We start from the raw sequence: 20,562 nt of genomic DNA, 5'->3' as shown, positions 1-20,562 counted from the left end.
TGAGCAATGGTTGAACTCGTACTTCCCAAGAATTCCCGCCCGCAGGAAGGCAAGACATGGCCGCGCCCGGATGGTGCCAGCAATGTCACGGAATTCCGCATTTATCGCTGGTCGCCGGATGACGATGAAAATCCGAGCATCGACACCTATTATGTCGATCGCGACGATTGCGGCCCGATGGTGCTCGATGGTCTTTTGTATATCAAGAACAAGATCGATCCGACGCTGACGCTGCGCCGTTCGTGCCGCGAAGGCATTTGCGGCTCCTGCGCCATGAATATCGATGGCGCCAATACGCTCGCCTGCACCAAGGGCATGGACGACATCAAGGGCGCCATAAAAGTCTATCCGCTGCCGCATATGCCGGTGGTGAAGGATCTCGTGCCGGACCTCAACAATTTCTACGCCCAGCACCGTTCAATCGAGCCATGGCTCAAGACGGTATCGCCGGAGCCGCAGAAGGAATGGCTGCAAAGCCATGATGACCGCCAGAAGCTCGATGGGCTTTATGAATGCATCCTGTGCGCTTGCTGCTCGACCGCGTGCCCGAGCTATTGGTGGAACGGCGACCGTTATCTTGGTCCAGCGGTGCTGTTGCAGGCCTATCGCTGGCTGATTGACAGTCGCGATGAAGCCAAGGGCGAGCGCCTCGATAATCTGGAAGATCCGTTCCGGCTTTATCGCTGCCACACCATCATGAACTGCACGCAGACCTGCCCCAAGGGGTTGAACCCCGCCAAGGCGATTGCGGAAATCAAGAAGATGATGGTCGAACGCCGCGTTTAATGGTGGCAAAAATTATGGAACAGGAAAAAGGAGGGCGGATGCCCTCCTTTTTCATTTGGTGCCTTGATCTTTGCTTGGGCGAAGATATGTCTTGAAGAAGTCATTACGGACAGGACGTAACGCCCATGCTCGATCATATCGGCTTCAATATTTCCAGCATGCCAAAGTCATCTTCATTCTATGATGCGGCTTTGGCGCCGCTTGGCATCACGCGCGCCATGGAATTCGGTGACTGGCTGGGTTATGGCCGCAACGGCAAGCCCGAATTCTGGATCGGCAAGCAAAAGGGCGCAAGGCTTGAAGGTGTCCTCCATGTGGCCTTTTCTGCAGGCACCCGATCCGAGGTCGACCGCTTTTACGAAGCGGCGATGGCCGCAGGCGGCAAAGATAACGGCAAGCCGGGCATCCGTGAGCATTATCATCCCGATTATTATGCGGCTTTCGTGCGCGACCCCGATGGCCATAATATCGAGGTCGTTTGTCATATGCCGGAATGAAAAGGCGGACCTGAAGTCCGCTTTTAACCGGTCGCTTAAATCAGCGTCGCATCCAGCGTCACTTCGATTGCGCCCAGCGCCTTCGAAAGTGGACAGGATTCCTTAGCCTTAGTCGCAAGGCCTTCGAAATCCTCCGCTGAAATATTTGGGACACTGGCATTGAGCGTCAGGGCACTGCGTGTGATCTCGAAACCACCGCCATCGGCAGGTTTGACCGTGACTGCCGCGGTAGCTTCAAGCTTTTCAGGCGGCGTACCATTTTCGGTGAGCATTGCCGATAGCTGCATGGCAAAACAACCGGCATGCGCCGCTCCCAGAAGCTCTTCAGGGTTGGTGCCGCCCGCTCTCATCCTCGAAACGCGCCTTGAAATCATAAGGCAGGTCCTTGAGGGCACCGCTTTGGGTGTTGAGCGTCCCTTTACCTTCCTTGAGCGTACCTTGCCAGACTGCGGTTGCTTTCCTGTCCATTGCAAAACTCCTTATCGATGATGGTTTCACATCGATATAGGGCGCTTCCCGGCTTCTTCCAGCTCTGTTTTTAGATGGCTTCACCCTGCAAAAGGCGTGGAGACTTGTCTGAAAGCCCCGCTGCTTGTCTCGTGAAAAAGCTTTTGAGGCTTGGCACACGGTCGACCAGACCCAGACCGATATCACGAACCGAGCGGATGGCGGGATTGTCATTGGAAAAGAGCCGCGTCAGCACATCGGTGGTGACACCCATCTGCACGGTCTCGAAACGACGCCAGCTCTGGTAGCGCTCAAGGGCTGCAAAAGAGCCTATGTCGAGGCCGAGGCGGTCTGTTTCGACGACCACTTCGGCAATGGCTGCGGCATCGCGGAAGCCGAGATTAAGGCCCTGTCCGGCTATCGGATGAATACGGTGGGCGGCGTCGCCAATGAGCGCAAAGCGCGGCTTGATGAAATCGCGCGCCAGTGTGAGGCCGAGCGGAAAGGCGCGGCGCGGGCCTTCGACCTTCAATGCGCCCAGCCGATGGCCGAAACGTTGTTCCAGTTCGACGTCGAAAACGAAGTCGTCTTCACGGATGAGCCGTTCGGCATCGGCCGTACGCTCGGTCCAGACCAGCGAGCTGCGATTGCCTTTCAGCGGCAGGATAGCGAAGGGACCGGATGGCAAAAAATGCTCGTCGGCGCGTCCGCCATGCGGTTTTTCGTGGGCTACGTTGCAGACGATGCCCGACTGGCCGTACTCCCAGTTCACCGTCTTGATCCCGGCCTGATCGCGCAGGCGTGAGCGCGCGCCGTCGGCTGCAATCAGCAGTCGCGACTGGATCGTTGCGCCATTGGACAGCGACACGGAAACCGATTCGGCACCGGTTTCGAAATGATCCACGCTCGTGGCTGCGAGAAAGTCGATGCCCAGGGTTGCTGCCTTGTTGTGAAGGGCCGTATTCAGCACCCGGTTTTCCACCATATGCGCAAAAGGCTCGCCCGGCTCCACATCGCCCGAAAAGGTTAGAAAGACAGGGCGTACCGGGTCGGATACACGCGAATCGGTGATGACCATTTCGGTGATGGGTTGCGCATCGGCCACGATTTCCTGCCAGCAACCGAGCTGTTCGAGCATGCGTGTGGCAGCAGCTGCAATGGATGAGGCGCGCGGGTCGGTTTTCCATGCACCAGCAGGTGCGCCATCGACAATGGTCACGGAAAGGTGGGGCGCTGCGGATTTGACCGCGACTGCCGCAACGAGGCCGACATAACCGCCGCCTGCGACAAGCAAGTCGGTGTTGCGGGGGCTGGTCTGTTTGGCAGGCATTGGCTCGTCCTTTCCAGATCGTTCACTCTATGTTTCTGACACAAATGCGGCCATAGTGAAGCCGCTATATTGCCGCGCCGGAATGCGCCCTGAGGGGCATGCTTGACATGGTTGAGGCATCCGGCACAAACATGAAGCACATGTTGAATATCATATAGGGTCGCAGGAGGCAGGCTGTCCATGTCCGATCATGAAAACGCTGAAAAACAGCAGACCAATGCCATGCGCGAACTCTTGACGCTTCTCGACCTCGAGACGCTGGAGATGGATCTCTTTCGCGGCAATAGCCCGCAAGTGGGCTGGCAGCGGGTTTTCGGCGGGCAGGTGATCGGACAGGCGCTGATTGCAGCACAGCGCACCGTCGAGCCAGAACGGCATGTTCATTCGCTGCACGCTTATTTCATGCGTCCGGGCGATCCCAAAATTCCGATTATTTTCGAGGTGGATCGTATCCGCGACGGATCCAGTTTCAATACGCGCCGCGTTTTAGCCAAGCAGCATGGCAAGGCTATTTTTGGGCTTTCAGCCTCGTTTCAGATCGATGAGGATGGGCTCGATCATCAAATCGCCATGCCTGAAGGTGTGCTTCCGCCGGAACAATTGCTGGGCGATCGCGACATCAAGGAGCAATATCTCCATATGGCTCCTGCCAACGTACGCAAATATTGGGAGCAGGAGCGGCCGATCGAAATCAAGCCGGTGTCATTGGCGCATTATTTCTCGCGCGAAAAACTCGATCCGGTTCAATATGTCTGGGTGCGTGCAACGGGTGTCGTGCCCGATGATCGTGGGCTTCAGGCGGCGATCCTCGCCTATCTGTCGGACATGACGCTGCTGGATACATCGCTTCATCCGCATGGACGCTCGATCTTCGACCGGGACTTGCAGGTTGCAAGCCTCGATCATGCCATGTGGTTTCATCGTTCGTTCAAGCTCGATGACTGGCTGCTTTATGCACAGGATACCCCCAGCGCTTCGGGCGCTCGTGGTTTTAATCGGGGATCTCTTTATACGCGCGACGGCGTTCTGGTGGCTTCGGTCACGCAGGAAGGCCTCATTCGTGTGCATGCAAAAGAAAAGTGATTAAAAAATAACCATCAATAGGGCTGGCGATTAAATATTAGACAGTCTCGTGAAATACTGTTTTACGGCCGCTGCATCGAAGTGGGAAATCCCGAATCATCTGAATCGGTTCGCTGGCGAGCGTCCCCGTATTGTGGGCCTTAAATCCCGGAATAGGGGGACTCTGACAAAAAATATCTTTTTGCTTCCATAAAACTGCGCCAATAAACTGCGGTTGGCACGATTTTTGTTTCTCTCTTATCGAACCGGTCTTTTCAGCGCAGTCGCGTTTGAAACCGCCCTTCGACGGAGATAATCGATGCTCATAACAAAAAGATTAAAGCAAACGGCTTTTGCTACCCTGCCAGCGCTGCTCGTTCTGGCAAGCAGCGCAATAGCGCAGGACGCCGAGCCAGCCCCGACGCTTGATACAGGCGATACAGCGTGGATGCTGACCTCAACGGCGCTCGTGCTGATGATGACTATTCCTGGGCTGGCACTCTTTTATGGCGGCATGGTGCGCAAGAAAAACGTGCTTTCCACGGTGATGCAGAGTTTTGCCGTCACCTGCCTCATGTCGGTGTTGTGGATGGTTGCAGGCTATTCGCTGGCCTTTACCGATGGCGGCTCTCTCAACGCCTATATTGGCGGCTTCTCGAAAGCCTTCTTCTCCGGCGTGACGATGGATTCGCTTTCGGACACCATTCCTGAATATCTTTTCATCGTCTTTCAGATGACCTTTGCGATCATAACGCCTGCGCTCATTGCCGGCTCGTTTGCCGAGCGCATGAAGTTTTCCTCCATGCTGGTGTTTTTGACGCTTTGGCTATTCATCGTCTATATCCCGGTCGCACACTGGGTATGGGGCGGTGGTTTCCTGGGCTCCGACGGCGTTCTCGACTTTGCGGGCGGTACGGTCGTGCACATCAATGCCGGTGTCGCCGGTCTGGTGGCTGCCCTCATTATCGGCAAGCGCGATGGTTACGGCCAGACCAACATGGCGCCGCATAACCTCGTTCTCTCGGTCATCGGTGCTGCCCTTCTGTGGGTTGGCTGGTTCGGGTTCAATGCGGGTTCCGCTGGAGGTGCGAACTCGCTGGCTGCCGTTGCCATGCTCAATACGCAGGTTGCCACCGCTGGTGCCGCACTTGCCTGGATGTTTGCGGAATGGGCAATTTCCGGCAAGCCAAGCATTTTGGGCATTATTTCAGGTGCTGTGGCAGGTCTTGTTGCTGTCACGCCTGCCGCAGGCTTCGTCAATCCGACGGGCGCGTTGATCCTTGGCATCGTTGCCGGTGCGATCTGCTACGTTGCTGCTGTCAAGATCAAGCATGCGCTTGGCTATGACGATTCGCTCGATGCTTTTGGTGTGCATGGCGTTGGTGGCTTCATTGGAGCGGTTTTGACCGGCGTCTTTGCCGATACGGCGATCAATGCGGCTGGCGAAGGTGCAACCGTGGGCAAGCAGTTTTTCGGAGCAGCCATCACGGTTGTCTATACGGCGATTGCAACGGCGATCATTCTTTATGTCGTTAAGGCCGTCATGGGGCTACGTCCAACCAAACAGGCTGAACTCGAAGGTCTCGATATCGCCCTGCACGGCGAATCCGTTCAGTAAAGCCACCAGTCTCCCAAGATTAGAAAGGCGCGGGCGACCGCGCCTTTTTCTATTTTGTGTTGAGCGTCTGGATGGTTAATGAGGAATTAACCATCGCTGATTTAGGATCGCCCCGATCAATTGCGCCCGAAGCGTTTCAAGCTGCCGGGCATTGTGTAAAATCTGGTTCGGGACTGGCTTGAGATGCGGCAAGGATACGCGCCATCATACCCGCTGCGTGATGAGCGGATGAGCGAAGACAGGCTGAAACTGGCCAATATTTTCCGCAGGCAGCTTTATATTCTGCTGGGGCTTGGCCTGTTGGCGCTGTCTGCCATGGCGGTGGGTGCGCTTGCGACGTGGAATGTGGCTGATCCCAGTTTCAGCCATGCGACCGACAATCCGGTGACCAATGCGCTCGGCTATCCAGGTGCCGTCTTCTCAGATATTGCCATGCAGTTCCTTGGCCTTGCCAGCGTGCCTGCCTTATTGCCGCTGGTTGTGTGGGCGCTGCTGGTAATGACACGCGGCGGTATTGGCCGTGTTGCAAAGCGTAGTGTCGCCTGGATTGCGTCCGCGCTTTTATTTGCCGCCATGGCGAGCTGTTTTGCCGTTCCGTCAAGCTGGCCGATGCCGATCGGATTGGGCGGCGTGCTCGGTGATATGCTTTTGCGCTTTCCGGGCCTGTTTCTTGGCCAGTTTCCGCAAGGCGCCATTGCCTCTATCATAGCGCTTTTTCTGGCACCTTTTGCCCTCTGGCTGTGCCTGTTTGCAAGCGGTATCGTTGGTAGAAGTGCCGTGACAGTTACGCCAGCCAAGCCCGAACAGCGTCCCCAAGAGCGCAATGCGTCCGAAAATGATTTTTCCGAAGATGGTGAGGCCGGTCGGGGCTTCCCGTTTATCGGGGCCGTAACCCATCTGGCGCTGATGGCGAGCGCCAATTTCAAACGCCTGACAGGCTTGGGGCGCAAGCGCGCTCATAATGGTTTTGACGAACCGCGTGCTGCGCGTAAAAGATCGCGGCACGAACCCGGGTTTGGTCCTGCAGCTGATGATGACATGCCGTTCGACACGGATGATGGCGATGTGGCACCGCTTGCCGGTGAAGAATGGCATGATGCGCCGCCTGCGCGGCGCCGCAAGCCGCGCGTTGAACAGGCAGCATCCTCGCCGCGTCCCGGCTCGCGCATCCAGCGTGAAGCCCAGCCTTCTTTCTTGAAAGATGGTGGCGCGTTTGAAATGCCGTCGCTGCATTTCCTTGCCGAACCCAAAGCGGTGTCACGCGACATGTCACTGTCCAAGGATGCGCTGGAACAGAATGCGCGTCTTCTCGAAGGCGTGCTGGAAGACTTCGGCGTCCGTGGCGAGATCATCAATGTAAAGCCGGGTCCGGTTGTAACCCTTTACGAGCTTGAGCCTGCACCGGGCATTAAATCCTCTCGGGTCATTGGTCTGGCCGACGATATCGCCCGTTCGATGAGCGCGATTGCCGCGCGTGTAGCGGTTGTTCCAGGGCGCAATGTGATCGGCATCGAATTGCCGAACCAGAAGCGCGAAATGGTTTATTTGCGTGAAATGCTGGCCAGCCGTGATTTCGAGCACACCAAGGCGAAGCTTGCGCTGGCGCTCGGCAAAACCATCAATGGCGAGCCGGTCATTGCCGATATCGCCAAGATGCCGCATGTGCTTGTTGCCGGTACGACCGGGTCGGGCAAGTCTGTTGCGATCAACACGATGATCCTGTCGCTGCTTTATCGCATGACGCCGCAGGAATGCCGCCTGATCATGATCGATCCGAAAATGCTGGAACTCTCCATCTATGATGGTATCCCGCATCTCCTCACTCCGGTTGTGACCGATCCCAAGAAGGCGGTCGTGGCGCTTAAATGGACCGTGCGCGAGATGGAAGACCGCTATCGCAAGATGTCGAAGGTCGGCGTGCGCAATATTGACGGTTTTAACCAGCGTGTCGGACAGGCGCAGAACAATGGCGAGCGTATTGCCCGCACCGTGCAGACCGGCTTTGACCGCAATACTGGCGAGGCGATCTACGAGACGGAAGAACTCGATCTCGAACCCATGCCCTATATCGTCGTCATCATCGATGAGATGGCTGATCTGATGATGGTCGCGGGCAAGGATATCGAAGGTACAGTGCAGCGTCTGGCACAGATGGCGCGTGCGGCGGGCATCCATGTCATCATGGCAACGCAACGGCCAAGTGTTGATGTGATTACCGGCACGATCAAGGCCAATTTCCCGACCCGCATTTCGTTCCAGGTGACCTCCAAGATCGACAGCCGCACCATTCTGGGTGAGCAGGGCGCCGAACAATTGCTGGGGCAAGGCGACATGCTGTTCATGGCTGGTGGTGGGCGCATCCAGCGCGTTCACGGTCCTTTCGTCGGTGATGACGAGGTTGAGCGCATCGTACAGCATCTGAAACTTCAGGGCGTGCCGGAATATCTCGATGCGATCACCGAGGATGAGGAAGAGGACGAAGGCGCTGTTGCGTCGGGAACGTCCGGTCTGGAGAACTCCGACGATCCCTACGATCAGGCGGTTGCCGTTGTGCTGCGTGACAAGAAAGCATCGACATCCTATATCCAGCGTCGTCTTGGCATCGGCTACAACCGTGCCGCGTCGATTATCGAACGCATGGAAGAAGAAGGCGTCGTCGGCCCAGCCAATCATGCCGGCAAGCGTGAAATCCTCGTGCCGGCCGGTGACGACGACGATTACTGACCCAATAAGCTGATAGTATCGCGCCATACTCGCGCCAAAGTGGCGTCATAGCTTGCCTGGATGATGAAGAGAAAGAGTCTGCCAATGATGTTTTCCCACTTTTTTGCGCGTCTATCTGCCTTTGCAAGAACCGGCCGCTTGGTGACTGCGCTGGGAACGGCAACGTTGGCGGGTACACTGACTTTGACTGCATCGGCTTTTGCGCAGGCGCAGAGCGGTGTGGCCTCGGCGCAAAAAATTGCTGATCATTTTTCATCTGTGCGTACTATGACAGGCAAATTCGTGCAGTTCGGCCCTAAAGGCGAGCAGACGGGCGGTACCTTTTATATTGAGCGTCCCGGCAAAATCCGCTTCAACTACGATAAATCCCCCATCCGGGTGATTGCTGATGGCGAATCAGTCGTGATCAATAATCGCAAACTCGACACATGGGATCTCTATCCTCTGTCCAAGACGCCACTGAAACTGCTTCTCGCAAGCCGTATCGATCTGGGCGGCGGCCGTCTGGAAAGTGTCAAGCAGGACCCGGATATGACGACGCTGGTGCTGGGTGACAAGTCCGTCTTCGGCAATTCCAAAATCACCATGATGTTTGATCCGAAATCCTATGATCTGAAGCAGTGGACCATCACGGATGCCCAAAAGCTTGATACGACGGTGATGATTTTCGATTTACGCACCGGTGTTCGATTTACCGACGACATGTTCAAAATCGATTACACGCGCATTGCGATGAAGCGGAAAAACCGCTGAGCGGAGCTTCTGTGCGTTAACGGTGTTTTATCCGGCACGGATATTTGCATTTGGCCAATAAGTGGATAGGTTCGCGGCAATCCTTCGATAGCCGCGAGTTTTTCCCATGAGCTTTTCTGTCGCCACCTGGAACATCAATTCGGTGCGCCTGCGCATGCCGCTGGTCGAGCAGTTCCTGCGTGATTATCAGCCCGATGTTCTGTGTCTTCAGGAAACCAAATGCCCGGACGATCAGTTTCCGTCTAAAGGCTTTCGGGCTCTGGGCTATGAGCATATCGCGATTAGCGGTCAGAAAGGCTACCACGGCGTTGCAACCGTTTCACGCCGCCCCTTGAGCCATGTCGAGAAAATCGGTTTTTGCGATATGGGTGATTGTCGGCATCTGAGTGCTGTCGTGGACGCCGGGGCCAAAAAGCTTCGTATTCATAATTTTTATGTGCCTGCCGGTGGTGACGAGCCTGACCCGGCAATCAATCCAAAATTTGCGCACAAACTTTCTTTCCTTGAAGAAATGCGCGCCATAAAGGCCGATCGACAGGATGGTTTTTCTTCGCTTTTGGTGGGTGACCTCAATATCGCACCACTTGAAAACGATGTCTGGTCGCACAAGCAGCTCTTAAAAATCGTCAGCCACACGCCGATCGAGACTGAAACGCTGGAAGATCTGCGCGTCAAGGGTGGCTGGAGCGATCTGATGCGCCATCTCATTGCGGCAGATCAGAAAATCTATACGTGGTGGAGTTATCGTGCCAAGGACTGGAATGCTGCCGACCGGGGTCGAAGGCTTGATCATGTCTGGGGTTCGAATGATCTCGAAAGCGATATCGAGGACTTGCAAATCCTGCGCGATGCGCGTGGCTGGGATCGTCCGTCCGATCATGTTCCGGTAATCGCAACTTTCAATTTGGGTTAGAGCGCATCCCGAAAAGTGGGAACGGTTTTCGGACAAGATGCGCGTCAGATCAGATAATCAGCGCACGGTCTGCTTCAATCAGATCAGCTTTAGTCCGCAAGGCGCGGTGCGACCTTTTCGATCTCGCCGATCAGCCGCACGAGGCTTTTACTGATATGGTTATGCAGAGATGCCGCCACTTCCGGATATTCCTCGAGAATGCGCCGGAAGATTGAACGGCTGATACGAATCACTTCTGTTTCAACATCCGCGACCGCGCTGGTAAGCCTATTCGCCTGGGCGATCAGAGCCATTTCACCAAGTATCGTGCCCGATCCGACCGTGCGCACCGTTGCACGCGCATCCTCGACTTCCCGAAACAGCGTAATCGTACCAGAGACGACGATATAGGCGCAGTCCGCGCTCTGACCTTCGCTGAATAGTTCGCGACCGCTGCGCAGCACCAATCGCTCTGCACCAAAGGCGAGCAGGCGCAACTGTTCGGGTGAAAGAGACCCGAACAGGTCGACCTCGCCGAGTATCTGGATATCGTCGTCTAGCGCCATTGGCTGTCAATACACCTGCGTTTGGCAAAGGCCATTACGGGACAAGTTTGTATCCCCCGCTTTCCGTTACCAGAAGTGCTGCGTTGGACGGATCCTTCTCGATTTTCTGACGCAGGCGATAGACATGGGTTTCGAGCGTATGGGTGGTCACGCCTGAATTATAGCCCCAGACTTCTTCCAGCAGCACATCGCGGCTGATCACCTTGTCGCCGGCGCGATAGAGATACTTGATAATCGCTGCTTCCTTTTCAGTCAGGCGGATTTTTCCGCCCTTTTCGTCGGTAAGCAGTTTCTGACCCGGCTTGAATATGTAGGAGCCGACGGTAAAGGTCGCGTCTTCACTCTGCTCGTGCTGGCGCAACTGCGCGCGGATGCGGGCGAGCAGAACGGCAAATTTGAACGGCTTGGTAACATAGTCGTTGGCACCCGATTCGAGACCCAAAACGGTGTCTGATTCGGTATCGTGGCCCGTCAACATGATGATCGGGGGCTTGAAACCGCCTTTGCGCAACAGCTTTACCGCCTCGCGTCCATCCATATCTGGCAGGCCGACATCCATAATCAGAAGATCAACGGTGCCATTACGGGCGGTCTGGATGCCTTTGGTGGCGTTATCTTCTTGAAGAATCTGGAACTCTTCGCACAGCTCAAGCTGCTCGACGAGGATCGAACGCAGATCTTCATCGTCATCGACAATCAGAATTGTACGGCCTGTCATGCCTGTCCTCGTTACTCTTTGATTCAATTGCTCATATAGGGTTATGACATTTAATAAGGCGAAGTTGAAGCGGCTAAACGCTGAAGTATATTTTGTTAAGCTCAATTAGGCCTTTACGATAGTGTAGTGGAGACGCTCTTGACCAGACATTATGCCGGGTGGTCGGCCCCTCGTGGGATCAAGATAATCGATGTGCGTGCCAAGCCGGGACATAAAACACGCGGCCTACTTGTTGCTGGCAATCTGGTGATGCAATGCGCCCTTGGCAAGGGGGGAATCAGTGCTTTCAAGCGCGAAGGTGATGGTGCGACACCCTTGGCTGCCATGCGCGTGCTTCATGGCTATCGGCGCTGTGACCGTGGCAGCTTGCCACCCTCGGCGTTGAAACTTCGTTCGATACGGCGGCGGGATGGCTGGTGCGATGCGCCGCAAGATGCCAATTACAATCGTCCCGTCCGGCTTCCCTATGCACCAAGCCACGAACGCATGTGGCGTGATGATGGACTTTATGACGTGTGTATCGTCTTGGACTGGAATATCCGCCCGCGCCGCCGGGGCTGCGGGAGCGCCATCTTTTTTCATCTTGCCCGTCCAGACTATGCGCCGACTGAAGGTTGTATTGCGCTCAAACGTGCCGATATGGCACGGCTTCTGCCGCTTTTGTCACGCTGGACGATCATCCGGGTGTTGCGATGAAAGGGTTTGCGCTGCTGGCATGGTGCCTTAGCAGAATTCCCAGACGGTTGTGCGTTTAACCTCGGCATCTTCCAGCGCGCGCGTGACTGGCACCGTATAGACGGCGAGCTGGTGCAGCCGGTCTTTTGGCAGATAGGCACGCCCCGGATCGCCGACAACGACCAATGCTCCGCGTTTTGCCAGCGCCGAAAACCACGGAACAAGCCGGTCGGCGAGCGGCTTGTCATAAAAGACATCACCCGCCAGAACCACGTCCCAGCCTTTATCTGCTCCGATCAGATCTTTGGAAACAGGCTCCACCACAACCGCATTTGCATCTGCATTGATTTCAATGGCTTGAAGCGCAAAAGGATCTATATCGGAAGCGATGACACTTTTCGCGCCCGCTTTGACCGCAGCTATGGCGATAAGGCCGGAGCCAGATGCGAAATCGAGAACGGACTTGCCAGTCACCTTGTCGGCGTTATCCAGAATATAGCGCGCAACACCCTGGCCGCCCGCCCAGGCAAAAGCCCAGAAGGGCGGCGGCAGTCCGATGGTCGCCAGTTCTTCCTCGGTTCTGTGCCAGAGATCATGCGCTTCATCGGCAAGATGCAGCCAAATTTCCGGCACATGTGGCGGTGCTTGCAGCGTGGTATTGACCGCAATAAAGTCGCGTGTACGGCGATCCGCCGGATCGATCATCAGATCTTACTGGCGTCGAGTTCGCCCATGCGACAGACTTCGATCCATTCATCTTCCATCACCGGCTGCACCGAAAGGCGCATGGAGGTGACGAGCGCCATATTTTCGAGCTTTGGATTGGCTTTGACATCTTTGAGCGTAACGGGCTTGGGCATATCGCACACTGCCTTGATATCCACGCAATCCCAGCGTGGATCGTCGGTGGTGCTGTCGGGATGGGCGAGTTTGCACACTTCGACGATGCCGACGACTTCCAGACCTTCATTGGAATGATAGAAAAAGCCCTTGTCGCCCAGCTGCATGGCGCGCATGTTGTTGCGCGCCTGATAATTGCGCACCCCATCCCACTGTTCGCCTTTTTCACCACGGGCCTTTTGCATCTCCCATGACCATTTGAACGGTTCCGATTTGAACAGCCAGTAAGCCATGCTGCACCTTATGCGTTTGAAGGATTGTTAATGGCCCAGTTCCAAGGGCGCACGATCACCTCGGCAAAAAGTCCTGCTTTGGCATACGGGTCATTGACGGCGATTTTTTCCGCTTCAACCTGGTCTCCGGCCTCGACCACTACAAGACTGCCGTTCGGCTTGCCGTCATCACCCAAAAAGGGCCCGGCGAATTTCAATACATCGCCAAGTCCGTTGAGATAGTCAAGATGGGCCGGGCGTGTGTCGAGGCGGACTTGCAGATGGTCAGGCTTGTCGGTGCAAAGAAGTGCAAACAGCATGGTTAGTCCTCGGATTTCAGGGGTCTGTTGATGAGATTGTTCACCGCTTCGTCTATGGTGACGGTGCCGCTTAAAAGCGCGCCGACCGCATCGATGATGGGGGCGGAGATATCATATTTTTTGCAGAGTTGAGCGGCAATCGGCGCGGTCGCGACCCCTTCCGCCAAAGGACGGTTGGACAGGTCCTCACCGCGTCCAAGCGCAAGCCCATAGGAATAGTTGCGCGATTGCGGCGACGAACACGTCAGCATCAGATCGCCGAGACCCGACAATCCCATAATGGTTTCCGGCTTCGCGCCCATGGCTTGGCCAATGCGGCGCAATTCTGCGAAACCGCGTGTAACGAGCGCTGCCTGCGCGCTGGCACCATACCCGCGCCCGATGGCCGCTCCGGCTGCAATCGCCAGAACATTTTTAAACGCGCCGCCGATTTCCACGCCTTTGAGATCAGTGGTCGAATAACACCGGAACGCCGGACCGGAAAGGAGTACGGCAAGTTCTTCAGCCGTTTCCTCTTCCTCGCAGGCGATGGTTACCGCAGTGGGCAGGCCACGCGCCACATCACTTGCGAAGCTCGGGCCGGAAAGTGCTGTGATACGGTGTTTTGGCAGCACTTCCGCCACGATTTCCGACATCAGCCGCCCAGTCTCGCGCTCAATGCCTTTGGCACAAAGAACCACAGGTACGGATTGCGGAATGAAGGTACTGAGTTGCGACAATCCTTTGCGCATGGCCTGTGCCGGAATAACCGCTAGAACCGCGTCAGCCTTTGTTAGTACCTCTTCGGCATTGCTGCTGGCACGGATACCTTGCGGCAGGTCGATCTCGCCAAGATAGCGCGGATTGCGACAGTCTTGATTTATGGCTTTAACCGTTTCGCTGTCACGCGCATAAAGTGCGGTTTCATGGCCGCCCTTGACGGCCATGACGGCAAGAGCCGTCCCCCATGCGCCGCCGCCCAGAACGCTAATTTTTGCGCGCTTGCTCATGCCTTGGCTCCACGACGTCCGGTGCCGAACATGGGCTTTGATTTCTCATCGAGCGGCCAGCGCGACCGCGGCGCGATGTCGAGCGAATCGGGTTCTTTGCTGTTGGCGCGCTCCGCACCGGCCCAGGCGATCATTGCGGCATTATCGGTGCACAGATCAAGCGGTGGCGCGACAAAGCTGAAACCATGTCTTTCGCACAGTATTTCCAATGCAGCGCGCAGGGTCTTGTTGGCTGCAACACCGCCCGCAACTACCAGTGACGGCGTGGCACAATCAGGAAACTCATCCTTGAACCGTTCCAGCGAGCGCCGGACGCGGTCTGTAAGCGTGTCGGCAACGGCTTCCTGAAACGAGGCGCAGATATCGGCGACATCACGATCAGAAAGGGGCGCGAGTTCGGTCGCGGTCTGACGCACGGCGGTCTTGAGGCCGGAGAAGGAAAAGTCGAGCCGCGCTTCGCCCTTGAGCGGTCGCGGCAGGGCAAAGCGCTTGGCATCCCCCTGTAGTGCCATGCGTTCGACGGCTGGCCCGCCGGGATAGTTGAGCCCCAGAAGTTTGGCGGTCTTGTCAAAAGCTTCGCCCAGCGCATCATCAATGGTTGTGCCGAGGCGCTCATACTGGCCAAGGCCTCGCACGAGCACCATCTGCGTATGACCACCCGAAACCAGCAGCAGGAGGTAGGGAAATGCCAGCCGGTTGGTCAGCCGCGCGGTCAGCGCGTGGCCTTCGAGATGATTGACGGCATAGAAAGGTTTTTGCGCGGCCATTGCCAGCGCCTTGGCAGTCATCAAACCGACGATCAGTCCGCCGATAAGGCCGGGGCCAGCGGTTGCGGCAATAGCATCGACTTCTTCAAGCTTTGTGTCCGCATCGTTCAAAGCGCGTTCGATCAGCTTGTCCAGCGCCTCGACATGCGCGCGGGCAGCAATTTCCGGTACGACGCCGCCATAGGGTTCGTGTTCGGCGATCTGGCTCAAAACGACATTGGACAAGATACGCCCTTCGCCCTTATCGTCACGCTCGACGATGGCTGCGGCTGTTTCGTCGCAACTGGTTTCTATTCCAAGAATGCGCATTTGCGGTTAGACCCTGCCTGTCTCATATTTCATGCAACCCGGTATCATGGACGAAGCGATATGCAAACAGCCTCCTCGAAAATCGGCCCGTTAAAGATCGGTACGCGGGGGAGTCAGTTGGCGCTGGCACAGGCTGAGGAAACGCGTCGCCTTCTTGTTAAGGCGCACGGGCTGGCGCAAGAAACGATAGAAATCGTGCCGATGTCGACAGCTGGTGACCGTATTCAGGATCGCCCGCTTTCGCTGGTCGGCGGCAAGGGTCTTTTTACCGAAGAAATAGAAGCGGCCCTCAAGGATGGTCGCATCGATATGGCAGTGCATTGCACCAAGGATATGCCCACGGTTTTGCCGGATGGTCTTCATCTTTCTGTTTTTCTGCCCCGCGAAGACCCGCGTGATGCTTTTATCGGTCGCAATGTCAAAAGCTTCTCCGATCTGCCACAAGGAGCGATCGTCGGCTCCTCATCCCTGCGCCGACAGGCAATAATCAAGCGTCTTCGTCCCGATATCCAAGTGGTGATGTTTCGCGGCAATGTCCAGACGCGCCTGCGCAAACTGGCGGAAGGGGAAGTGGACGGCACTTTGCTTGCCTGTGCTGGATTGAACCGGCTCGGCCTTTCGGAGGTCATTAGCGAACATCTTTCGCCGGATGTTTTTCTGCCCGCGCCGGGGCAGGGCACTTTGGCGATTGAAAGCCGCCTCGGGGACGAAAGGATTGACGCCTTGCTGCAACCACTGGCGCATCGCGATACGCATGTTGTGACCGCCTGTGAACGCGCTTTTCTGGCCACGCTTGACGGTTCCTGTCGTACGCCCATTGCCGGTCTGGCGACGGTAGAAGGCGAAAGTATAAGCTTTCGCGGGATGGTTCTGCGGCCGGATGGTTCTAAGGCGCATGAGGTTCATATTGACGGCTTTGCAAGTGAGGCCGCGAAACTTGGTGAAGAGGCGGCTATACGCATCCGTGCGGAAGCAGGTTCACATTTCTTCACCGACTGGGATTGATAATGCGTGGCGGGGATCGAGAGGAAGTTGCAAGACAGGTTTTGGTGACACGCCCGGAGCCAGCCGCTTCGCAAACCGCCGTCCGTTTGACCCGTGCCGGGTTTACGCCTCTATCGCTACCGCTCACCCGCACGGTCGCACTTCCCTTCTCCTTGCCTGAAATGCGTTTCGATGCGCTGACGGTCACCAGCGCCAACGCATTCCGGCATATCGAACCACACGTGCTGCAAGCTTGTCTTGATCTGCCGCTTTTTGCCGTGGGCGAAGGGACCGCGGATGCGGCGCGGCGCGCCGGGTTTTTACAGGTGAGCGAAGGGGGTGGCGATGCGGTGCGTCTTGCAGAAACCATCCGAAAAGCTTTACCGCAAGGCGCGCGGCTTCTTTATTTTGCCGGACACATGCGCCAACCGATTTTCGAGGAACGCATAAAAGAAGCTGGTCTCGAGATGGTGGTACGCGATGTCTATGATATCGAGATGATCGATTATACTGTGCCGGAGATCATGCAAGTCCTGGGGGATGCGGTTTTTGATGCAGTTCTGCTTTATTCTGGCGTGGCAGCTGAGCGCTTTGTCGATATGATGCACAAGATAGAGCATCCATTCGATGGACAAACCCGATTTTTGTGCATTTCCGGGCGCGTTGCTGAAAAACTTCCTGCGAAATGGCAGCAAAGAGCGCTTGTCGCAGACCACCCTGACGAGAATGGCCTTTTCAGGCTTCTTGCCAAAGTTTGACTATTTTGGCGCAACCTTTCTTCATTTGACGATTTTATCTGCTAGAGTCACGGGGATCAAACATCTGTGACGACGAGAGGACCCATGGCGAAATCCGGCACTCCGCGACATTCCAAACCGGCCCGCAATCCTGTGACGATCAATCTTGATTCGTCCGAAGTTAAGCGCATCAACGAGCCGGATGGTTCCAAAACGACGCCTGCCGCCGAGCCGGTTGGCCCTATCAAGACGAAGGATGTCGGCAAAGATAATGGCGCTGAAAAGGTGGCGGGCGCTGAAAAGTCGTCGGGTTCGTCTGCAAAGCCCCCCTTTACTGCGGGTGTGAAACCGGAAAAGGAAAAGCCGCGGGTAACGGATGGCGGAATATCTTCATCCATGCCACCACCTCCTTCCTCCGCGCAAAAATCTGGCATTGGTGCTTCCCATCTTCTGGCGGGTATTGCTGGCGGTGTGATTGCACTCGGCGGTATGGCCCTTTTGCAATGGGCAGGTGTGTTGCCGTCTTCGGGTGGGCGTGTAACGCCAGAACAATTGTCTCAGGTCGAAAAGCAGATTGCGGATTTGCGCGATAATCCTGCACCAGCACCGCTCGACGCTGAGAGCAAGACCGAACTTGCCCAGTTGCAGAAAAATGTCGAGGCGGCGGAAATCAAGTCCGAGGCTGCGGTTGGCGAACTCACAAAGCTTCAGCAACAAATCGCTGCGAGCACATCAGAAGGTGTCGCACCTGCCGAAATTGAAGCTTTGACCGGGCGTCTTGATGCCCTCGACAAGGAATTCGCAACGGCGCGAGAGCGCGTTGATCAGGCCGCCAGTGCGGTCTCCGGTAATGATGGTGCTCTTTCCGCACTGGAATCGAAACTTGTGGCACTGGAGGAAAAGATTGGTGAAGCGTCGCGCCAGCCGGACATGGCGGCGCTGATTGCCGCCAATGCGCTGAAGACGGCCATCGATCGCGGCGGATCGTTCAAGACGGAACTCGATACTTTCGCTTCGCTTGCGCCGCAGGACAACGACGTGGAGGTATTGCGTTCTTTCGCCGAAAAAGGTTTGCCAACGGTTGCGGAGTTGAATTCCCGGTTTGGAGATGTCGCCAACCGTATCGTTGCGACGGAAAACAAGCTGCCTGCTGATGCCGGTGTCTTTGATCATCTGATGGCTAGCGCCAAAGGGCTGGTCGCCGTGCGGCCCGTTGCAGGAGACGTAGAGGGGGAAGGTGTTGGTCCGACGACTGCGCGCATGGAAGCAGCACTCAACAAGGGTGATCTTGAGCGCGCGATAGCCGAATGGGAGCAGCTTCCCGCAGACGCCAAGGCGACATCGAAGGAGTTTGCCGATCAGCTGAAAGCGCGCCGCGATGCCGATGCCGTGATCCAGCGTCTTGTTACCCAGAGCCTCACGCCAAAAGCGCCGGCTGATGCGAGCGGAGGTGCTGTGGCACCTGCCGCCAACTGAGGAGGCAGTCATGCTGCGTGTTCTGTTTTATCTGGCTCTCACTGCGGCTCTTGGTTTCGGTTTTGCGTGGTTGGCTGATCGTCCCGGAGAAATCGACGTCGTCTTCTCCGGCAATCATTACAATGTGCCGCTGATCACCGCTGCGGCCGGTGTCGTCGCCCTCGTGGCAGCGGTCATGCTCCTTTGGTGGCTGGTCAGAAGCCTTATCCAGTCGCCTCATCTTTTGCGCCGTCATTTTCGGGCGCGCAAACGTGACCGAGGCTACCAGTCGTTGTCGACAGGGCTGATTGCGGCTGGTGCCGGTGACGCCGAAGCCGCACGTCGTATGACGCAGCAGGCTGGAAAATTGCTCAATTCCGACCAGGAGCCGCTTATCAAGCTTCTCGAAGCACAAACAGCGATGCTGGAAGGCCGTGACGCTGATGCCCGCAAAGGGTTTGAGGCGATGCTGGAAGACCCGGAAACGAGGCTTCTGGGATTGCGCGGCCTTTATATCGAAGCCCAGCGCGTAGGCGCGCTGGAAGCGGCGCGCCATTATGCCTCCCAGGCTGCAAGTCAGGCACCACAACTCGAATGGGCTTCATCTGCGGTCATGGGACAGCTATGCGCTGATGGCGACTGGGAAGGGGCGCTCAAGCTTGTGGATGCACGCAAGCAGGTTCTCTCCCATGGCAAGGAAGTGGCTAAAAAGGAGCGTGCCGCTCTTCTGACGGCAAAGGCTATGGCAACGCTGAATGTCGATCATGCGCATGCAAAGGTGGACGCGCTGGCGGCAAACAAGCTTGCACCCGATCTCGTGCCTGCGGCTGTGGTGGCTGCTCAGGCGCTTTTCGCGGATGGTGAAGTGCGCAAGGGTTCGAAGGTATTGGAAGCGGCGTGGAAACGTTTTCCGCATCCGGATATCGCTTCAACCTATATTCACGCCCGTGCCGGCGACACGGCACCGGATCGTTTGAAACGCGCACGGCATCTGGTTTCGCTGCGCGCCAATACCGTAGAAGGCAGCATGGCATTGGCGCGTGCGGCCTATGATGCTGGCGATTGGCGATTGGCACGAGACAATGCCCAACAGGCATTGCGCGCGCGCCAAAGCGAAGGCGCGTATCTGCTGCTTGCCGATATCGAGGAAGCCGAAACCGGTAATCAGGGTAAAGTGCGGGAATGGCTGGCGCAGGCGGTCAAAGCACCTCGCGATCCGGCCTGGACCGCGGATGGTTATGTTTCAGAGCGCTGGTCTCCGGTTTCGCCGGTGACTGGTCGGTTGAACAGTTTCGAGTGGAAGGTGCCGGTTGTCGAACTTGCTCCGGCAATCGAACCTGAACAGCCAGAAATCAGGGGACCGGAGGCAGCTCAAAAGACTGTGGTTCCTGTTCTGGTGGGCACAGAAAAGGAAGAAGAACCTGTTTGGGACACACCCGCCAAGTCTGCGCTTCAACCTGATACCATAGAGGCGGAAATCGCTGTTCCTCAGGCGGAGCCGGTTAAGCTTGCGAAGCCTGTCGAAGAAAAAAAACCGGACGACCATCAGCCGCAACCCGTGCCGGATGCTTTCGCTCTCCACGATGACGAAGAACAACAAGGGCATCCTCATCTTATTGTCGATGATCCTGGTGTGGAGAGGCAAGAAACATCGAAGAAGGTACAGGGAGGCTTGCGGCTTTTTTAAGCGTTGCTTAAAAACAACGCTTGTCGCCTCATTTTCATCGAATAATGCGTCATGACGATTAAGGCGTTGTTTGCGGCCTTCATCTGGTTACCTATTCGCAGTACAAATAAAAATATTGCGTTTGGTGAGGGGTG

The 20,562-nt window shown here is 56.3% G+C and carries 20 protein-coding genes and 1 pseudogene; 12 read left to right on the top strand and 9 right to left on the bottom strand.

Annotated elements, in window-relative coordinates; translation table 11 throughout:
• Positions 1 to 6: 6 nt before the first annotated feature.
• Positions 7 to 786: a succinate dehydrogenase iron-sulfur subunit gene (locus AAIB41_RS09105; RefSeq protein WP_343312987.1), complete on the top strand. Its 780-nt coding sequence runs from the start codon at positions 7 to 9 to the stop codon at positions 784 to 786.
• A gap of 125 nt (positions 787 to 911) precedes the next feature.
• Positions 912 to 1,283: a VOC family protein gene (locus tag AAIB41_RS09100; RefSeq protein ID WP_343312986.1), complete on the top strand. Its 372-nt coding sequence runs from the start codon at positions 912 to 914 to the stop codon at positions 1,281 to 1,283.
• Positions 1,284 to 1,318: 35 nt separating this feature from the next.
• Here the strand turns inward: AAIB41_RS09100 and AAIB41_RS09095 are convergent.
• Together AAIB41_RS09095 and AAIB41_RS09090 are read right to left on the bottom strand one after the other, a co-directional pair.
• Positions 1,319 to 1,751, bottom strand: a pseudogene (locus AAIB41_RS09095) (OsmC family protein).
• A gap of 70 nt (positions 1,752 to 1,821) precedes the next feature.
• Positions 1,822 to 3,060, bottom strand: a complete 1,239-nt coding sequence (locus AAIB41_RS09090) for a ubiquinone biosynthesis hydroxylase (protein WP_343312984.1) — start codon at positions 3,058 to 3,060, stop codon at positions 1,822 to 1,824.
• 180 nt (positions 3,061 to 3,240) lie between these two features.
• Here AAIB41_RS09090 and tesB point away from each other — a divergent pair, with 180 nt between their 5' ends.
• The 5 genes from tesB to AAIB41_RS09065 all read left to right on the top strand — a co-directional run bounded on the left by tesB (position 3,241) and on the right by AAIB41_RS09065 (position 10,130).
• Complete coding sequence (gene tesB, locus AAIB41_RS09085) at positions 3,241 to 4,143, top strand: acyl-CoA thioesterase II (RefSeq protein WP_343312983.1); 903 nt, start codon at positions 3,241 to 3,243, stop codon at positions 4,141 to 4,143.
• Between the two features lie 298 nt (positions 4,144 to 4,441).
• Positions 4,442 to 5,740 carry an ammonium transporter gene (locus AAIB41_RS09080; RefSeq protein ID WP_343312982.1) on the top strand — a complete coding sequence of 433 codons (1,299 nt, stop codon included), beginning with the start codon at positions 4,442 to 4,444 and terminating at the stop codon, positions 5,738 to 5,740.
• Positions 5,741 to 5,923: 183 nt separating this feature from the next.
• Positions 5,924 to 8,464, top strand: a complete 2,541-nt coding sequence (locus AAIB41_RS09075; RefSeq protein WP_343312980.1) for a DNA translocase FtsK — start codon at positions 5,924 to 5,926, stop codon at positions 8,462 to 8,464.
• 60 nt (positions 8,465 to 8,524) lie between these two features.
• Positions 8,525 to 9,217 carry an outer membrane lipoprotein carrier protein LolA gene (locus AAIB41_RS09070; RefSeq protein WP_343312979.1) on the top strand — a complete coding sequence of 231 codons (693 nt, stop codon included), beginning with the start codon at positions 8,525 to 8,527 and terminating at the stop codon, positions 9,215 to 9,217.
• 106 nt (positions 9,218 to 9,323) lie between these two features.
• Positions 9,324 to 10,130: an exodeoxyribonuclease III gene (locus AAIB41_RS09065; protein ID WP_343312978.1), complete on the top strand. Its 807-nt coding sequence runs from the start codon at positions 9,324 to 9,326 to the stop codon at positions 10,128 to 10,130.
• A gap of 89 nt (positions 10,131 to 10,219) precedes the next feature.
• On the opposite strand, the gene AAIB41_RS09060 is transcribed toward AAIB41_RS09065, so the two are convergent.
• A complete protein-coding gene (locus AAIB41_RS09060; protein WP_343312977.1) occupies positions 10,220 to 10,675 on the bottom strand; it encodes a cyclic nucleotide-binding domain-containing protein in 456 nt (151 codons plus the stop codon).
• Between the two features lie 34 nt (positions 10,676 to 10,709).
• Entirely contained in the window at positions 10,710 to 11,393 is a 684-nt protein-coding gene (locus AAIB41_RS09055) for a response regulator transcription factor (protein ID WP_343312976.1), read from the bottom strand.
• A gap of 138 nt (positions 11,394 to 11,531) precedes the next feature.
• On the opposite strand from AAIB41_RS09055, the gene AAIB41_RS09050 reads away from it, so the two are divergent.
• Positions 11,532 to 12,089 carry a L,D-transpeptidase gene (locus AAIB41_RS09050; protein ID WP_343312975.1) on the top strand — a complete coding sequence of 186 codons (558 nt, stop codon included), beginning with the start codon at positions 11,532 to 11,534 and terminating at the stop codon, positions 12,087 to 12,089.
• A gap of 27 nt (positions 12,090 to 12,116) precedes the next feature.
• On the opposite strand, the gene AAIB41_RS09045 is transcribed toward AAIB41_RS09050, so the two are convergent.
• The 5 genes from AAIB41_RS09045 to tsaD are packed head-to-tail and all read right to left on the bottom strand — an operon-like array spanning position 12,117 to position 15,565.
• Positions 12,117 to 12,773 carry a methyltransferase gene (locus AAIB41_RS09045; RefSeq protein ID WP_343312974.1) on the bottom strand — a complete coding sequence of 219 codons (657 nt, stop codon included), beginning with the start codon at positions 12,771 to 12,773 and terminating at the stop codon, positions 12,117 to 12,119.
• Complete coding sequence (locus AAIB41_RS09040) at positions 12,773 to 13,201, bottom strand: EVE domain-containing protein (RefSeq protein WP_343312973.1); 429 nt, start codon at positions 13,199 to 13,201, stop codon at positions 12,773 to 12,775. The genes AAIB41_RS09045 and AAIB41_RS09040 overlap by 1 nt, the downstream gene beginning before the upstream one ends.
• 8 nt (positions 13,202 to 13,209) lie before the next feature.
• Positions 13,210 to 13,500, bottom strand: a complete 291-nt coding sequence (locus tag AAIB41_RS09035) for a YciI-like protein (RefSeq protein ID WP_343312972.1) — start codon at positions 13,498 to 13,500, stop codon at positions 13,210 to 13,212.
• 2 nt (positions 13,501 to 13,502) lie between these two features.
• Positions 13,503 to 14,489 (bottom strand): NAD(P)H-dependent glycerol-3-phosphate dehydrogenase, encoded by a 987-nt coding sequence (locus AAIB41_RS09030; protein ID WP_343312971.1) that lies wholly within the window; start codon positions 14,487 to 14,489, stop codon positions 13,503 to 13,505.
• A complete protein-coding gene (gene tsaD / locus AAIB41_RS09025; RefSeq protein WP_343312970.1) occupies positions 14,486 to 15,565 on the bottom strand; it encodes a tRNA (adenosine(37)-N6)-threonylcarbamoyltransferase complex transferase subunit TsaD in 1,080 nt (359 codons plus the stop codon). The genes AAIB41_RS09030 and tsaD overlap by 4 nt, the downstream gene beginning before the upstream one ends.
• Positions 15,566 to 15,625: 60 nt before the next feature.
• Between tsaD and hemC the strand changes: the two genes are divergently transcribed.
• From hemC to AAIB41_RS09005, 4 genes are all read left to right on the top strand, one after another.
• Entirely contained in the window at positions 15,626 to 16,570 is a 945-nt protein-coding gene (gene hemC / locus AAIB41_RS09020) for a hydroxymethylbilane synthase (protein ID WP_343312969.1), read from the top strand.
• A 2-nt stretch (positions 16,571 to 16,572) separates the two neighbouring features.
• Positions 16,573 to 17,307: a uroporphyrinogen-III synthase gene (locus AAIB41_RS09015; protein ID WP_343312968.1), complete on the top strand. Its 735-nt coding sequence runs from the start codon at positions 16,573 to 16,575 to the stop codon at positions 17,305 to 17,307.
• Positions 17,308 to 17,391: 84 nt separating this feature from the next.
• Positions 17,392 to 18,762 carry a mitofilin family membrane protein gene (locus AAIB41_RS09010; protein ID WP_343312967.1) on the top strand — a complete coding sequence of 457 codons (1,371 nt, stop codon included), beginning with the start codon at positions 17,392 to 17,394 and terminating at the stop codon, positions 18,760 to 18,762.
• A gap of 10 nt (positions 18,763 to 18,772) precedes the next feature.
• Complete coding sequence (locus AAIB41_RS09005; RefSeq protein WP_343312966.1) at positions 18,773 to 20,428, top strand: heme biosynthesis protein HemY; 1,656 nt, start codon at positions 18,773 to 18,775, stop codon at positions 20,426 to 20,428.
• Positions 20,429 to 20,562: the final 134 nt, after the last annotated feature.

It is taken from the genome of Brucella sp. BE17 (assembly GCF_039545455.1).
GTDB lineage: Bacteria > Pseudomonadota > Alphaproteobacteria > Rhizobiales > Rhizobiaceae > Brucella.
The sequence above is the reverse complement of the archived record's forward strand: the minus strand, read 5'-3'. Positions and strand labels throughout refer to the sequence as shown.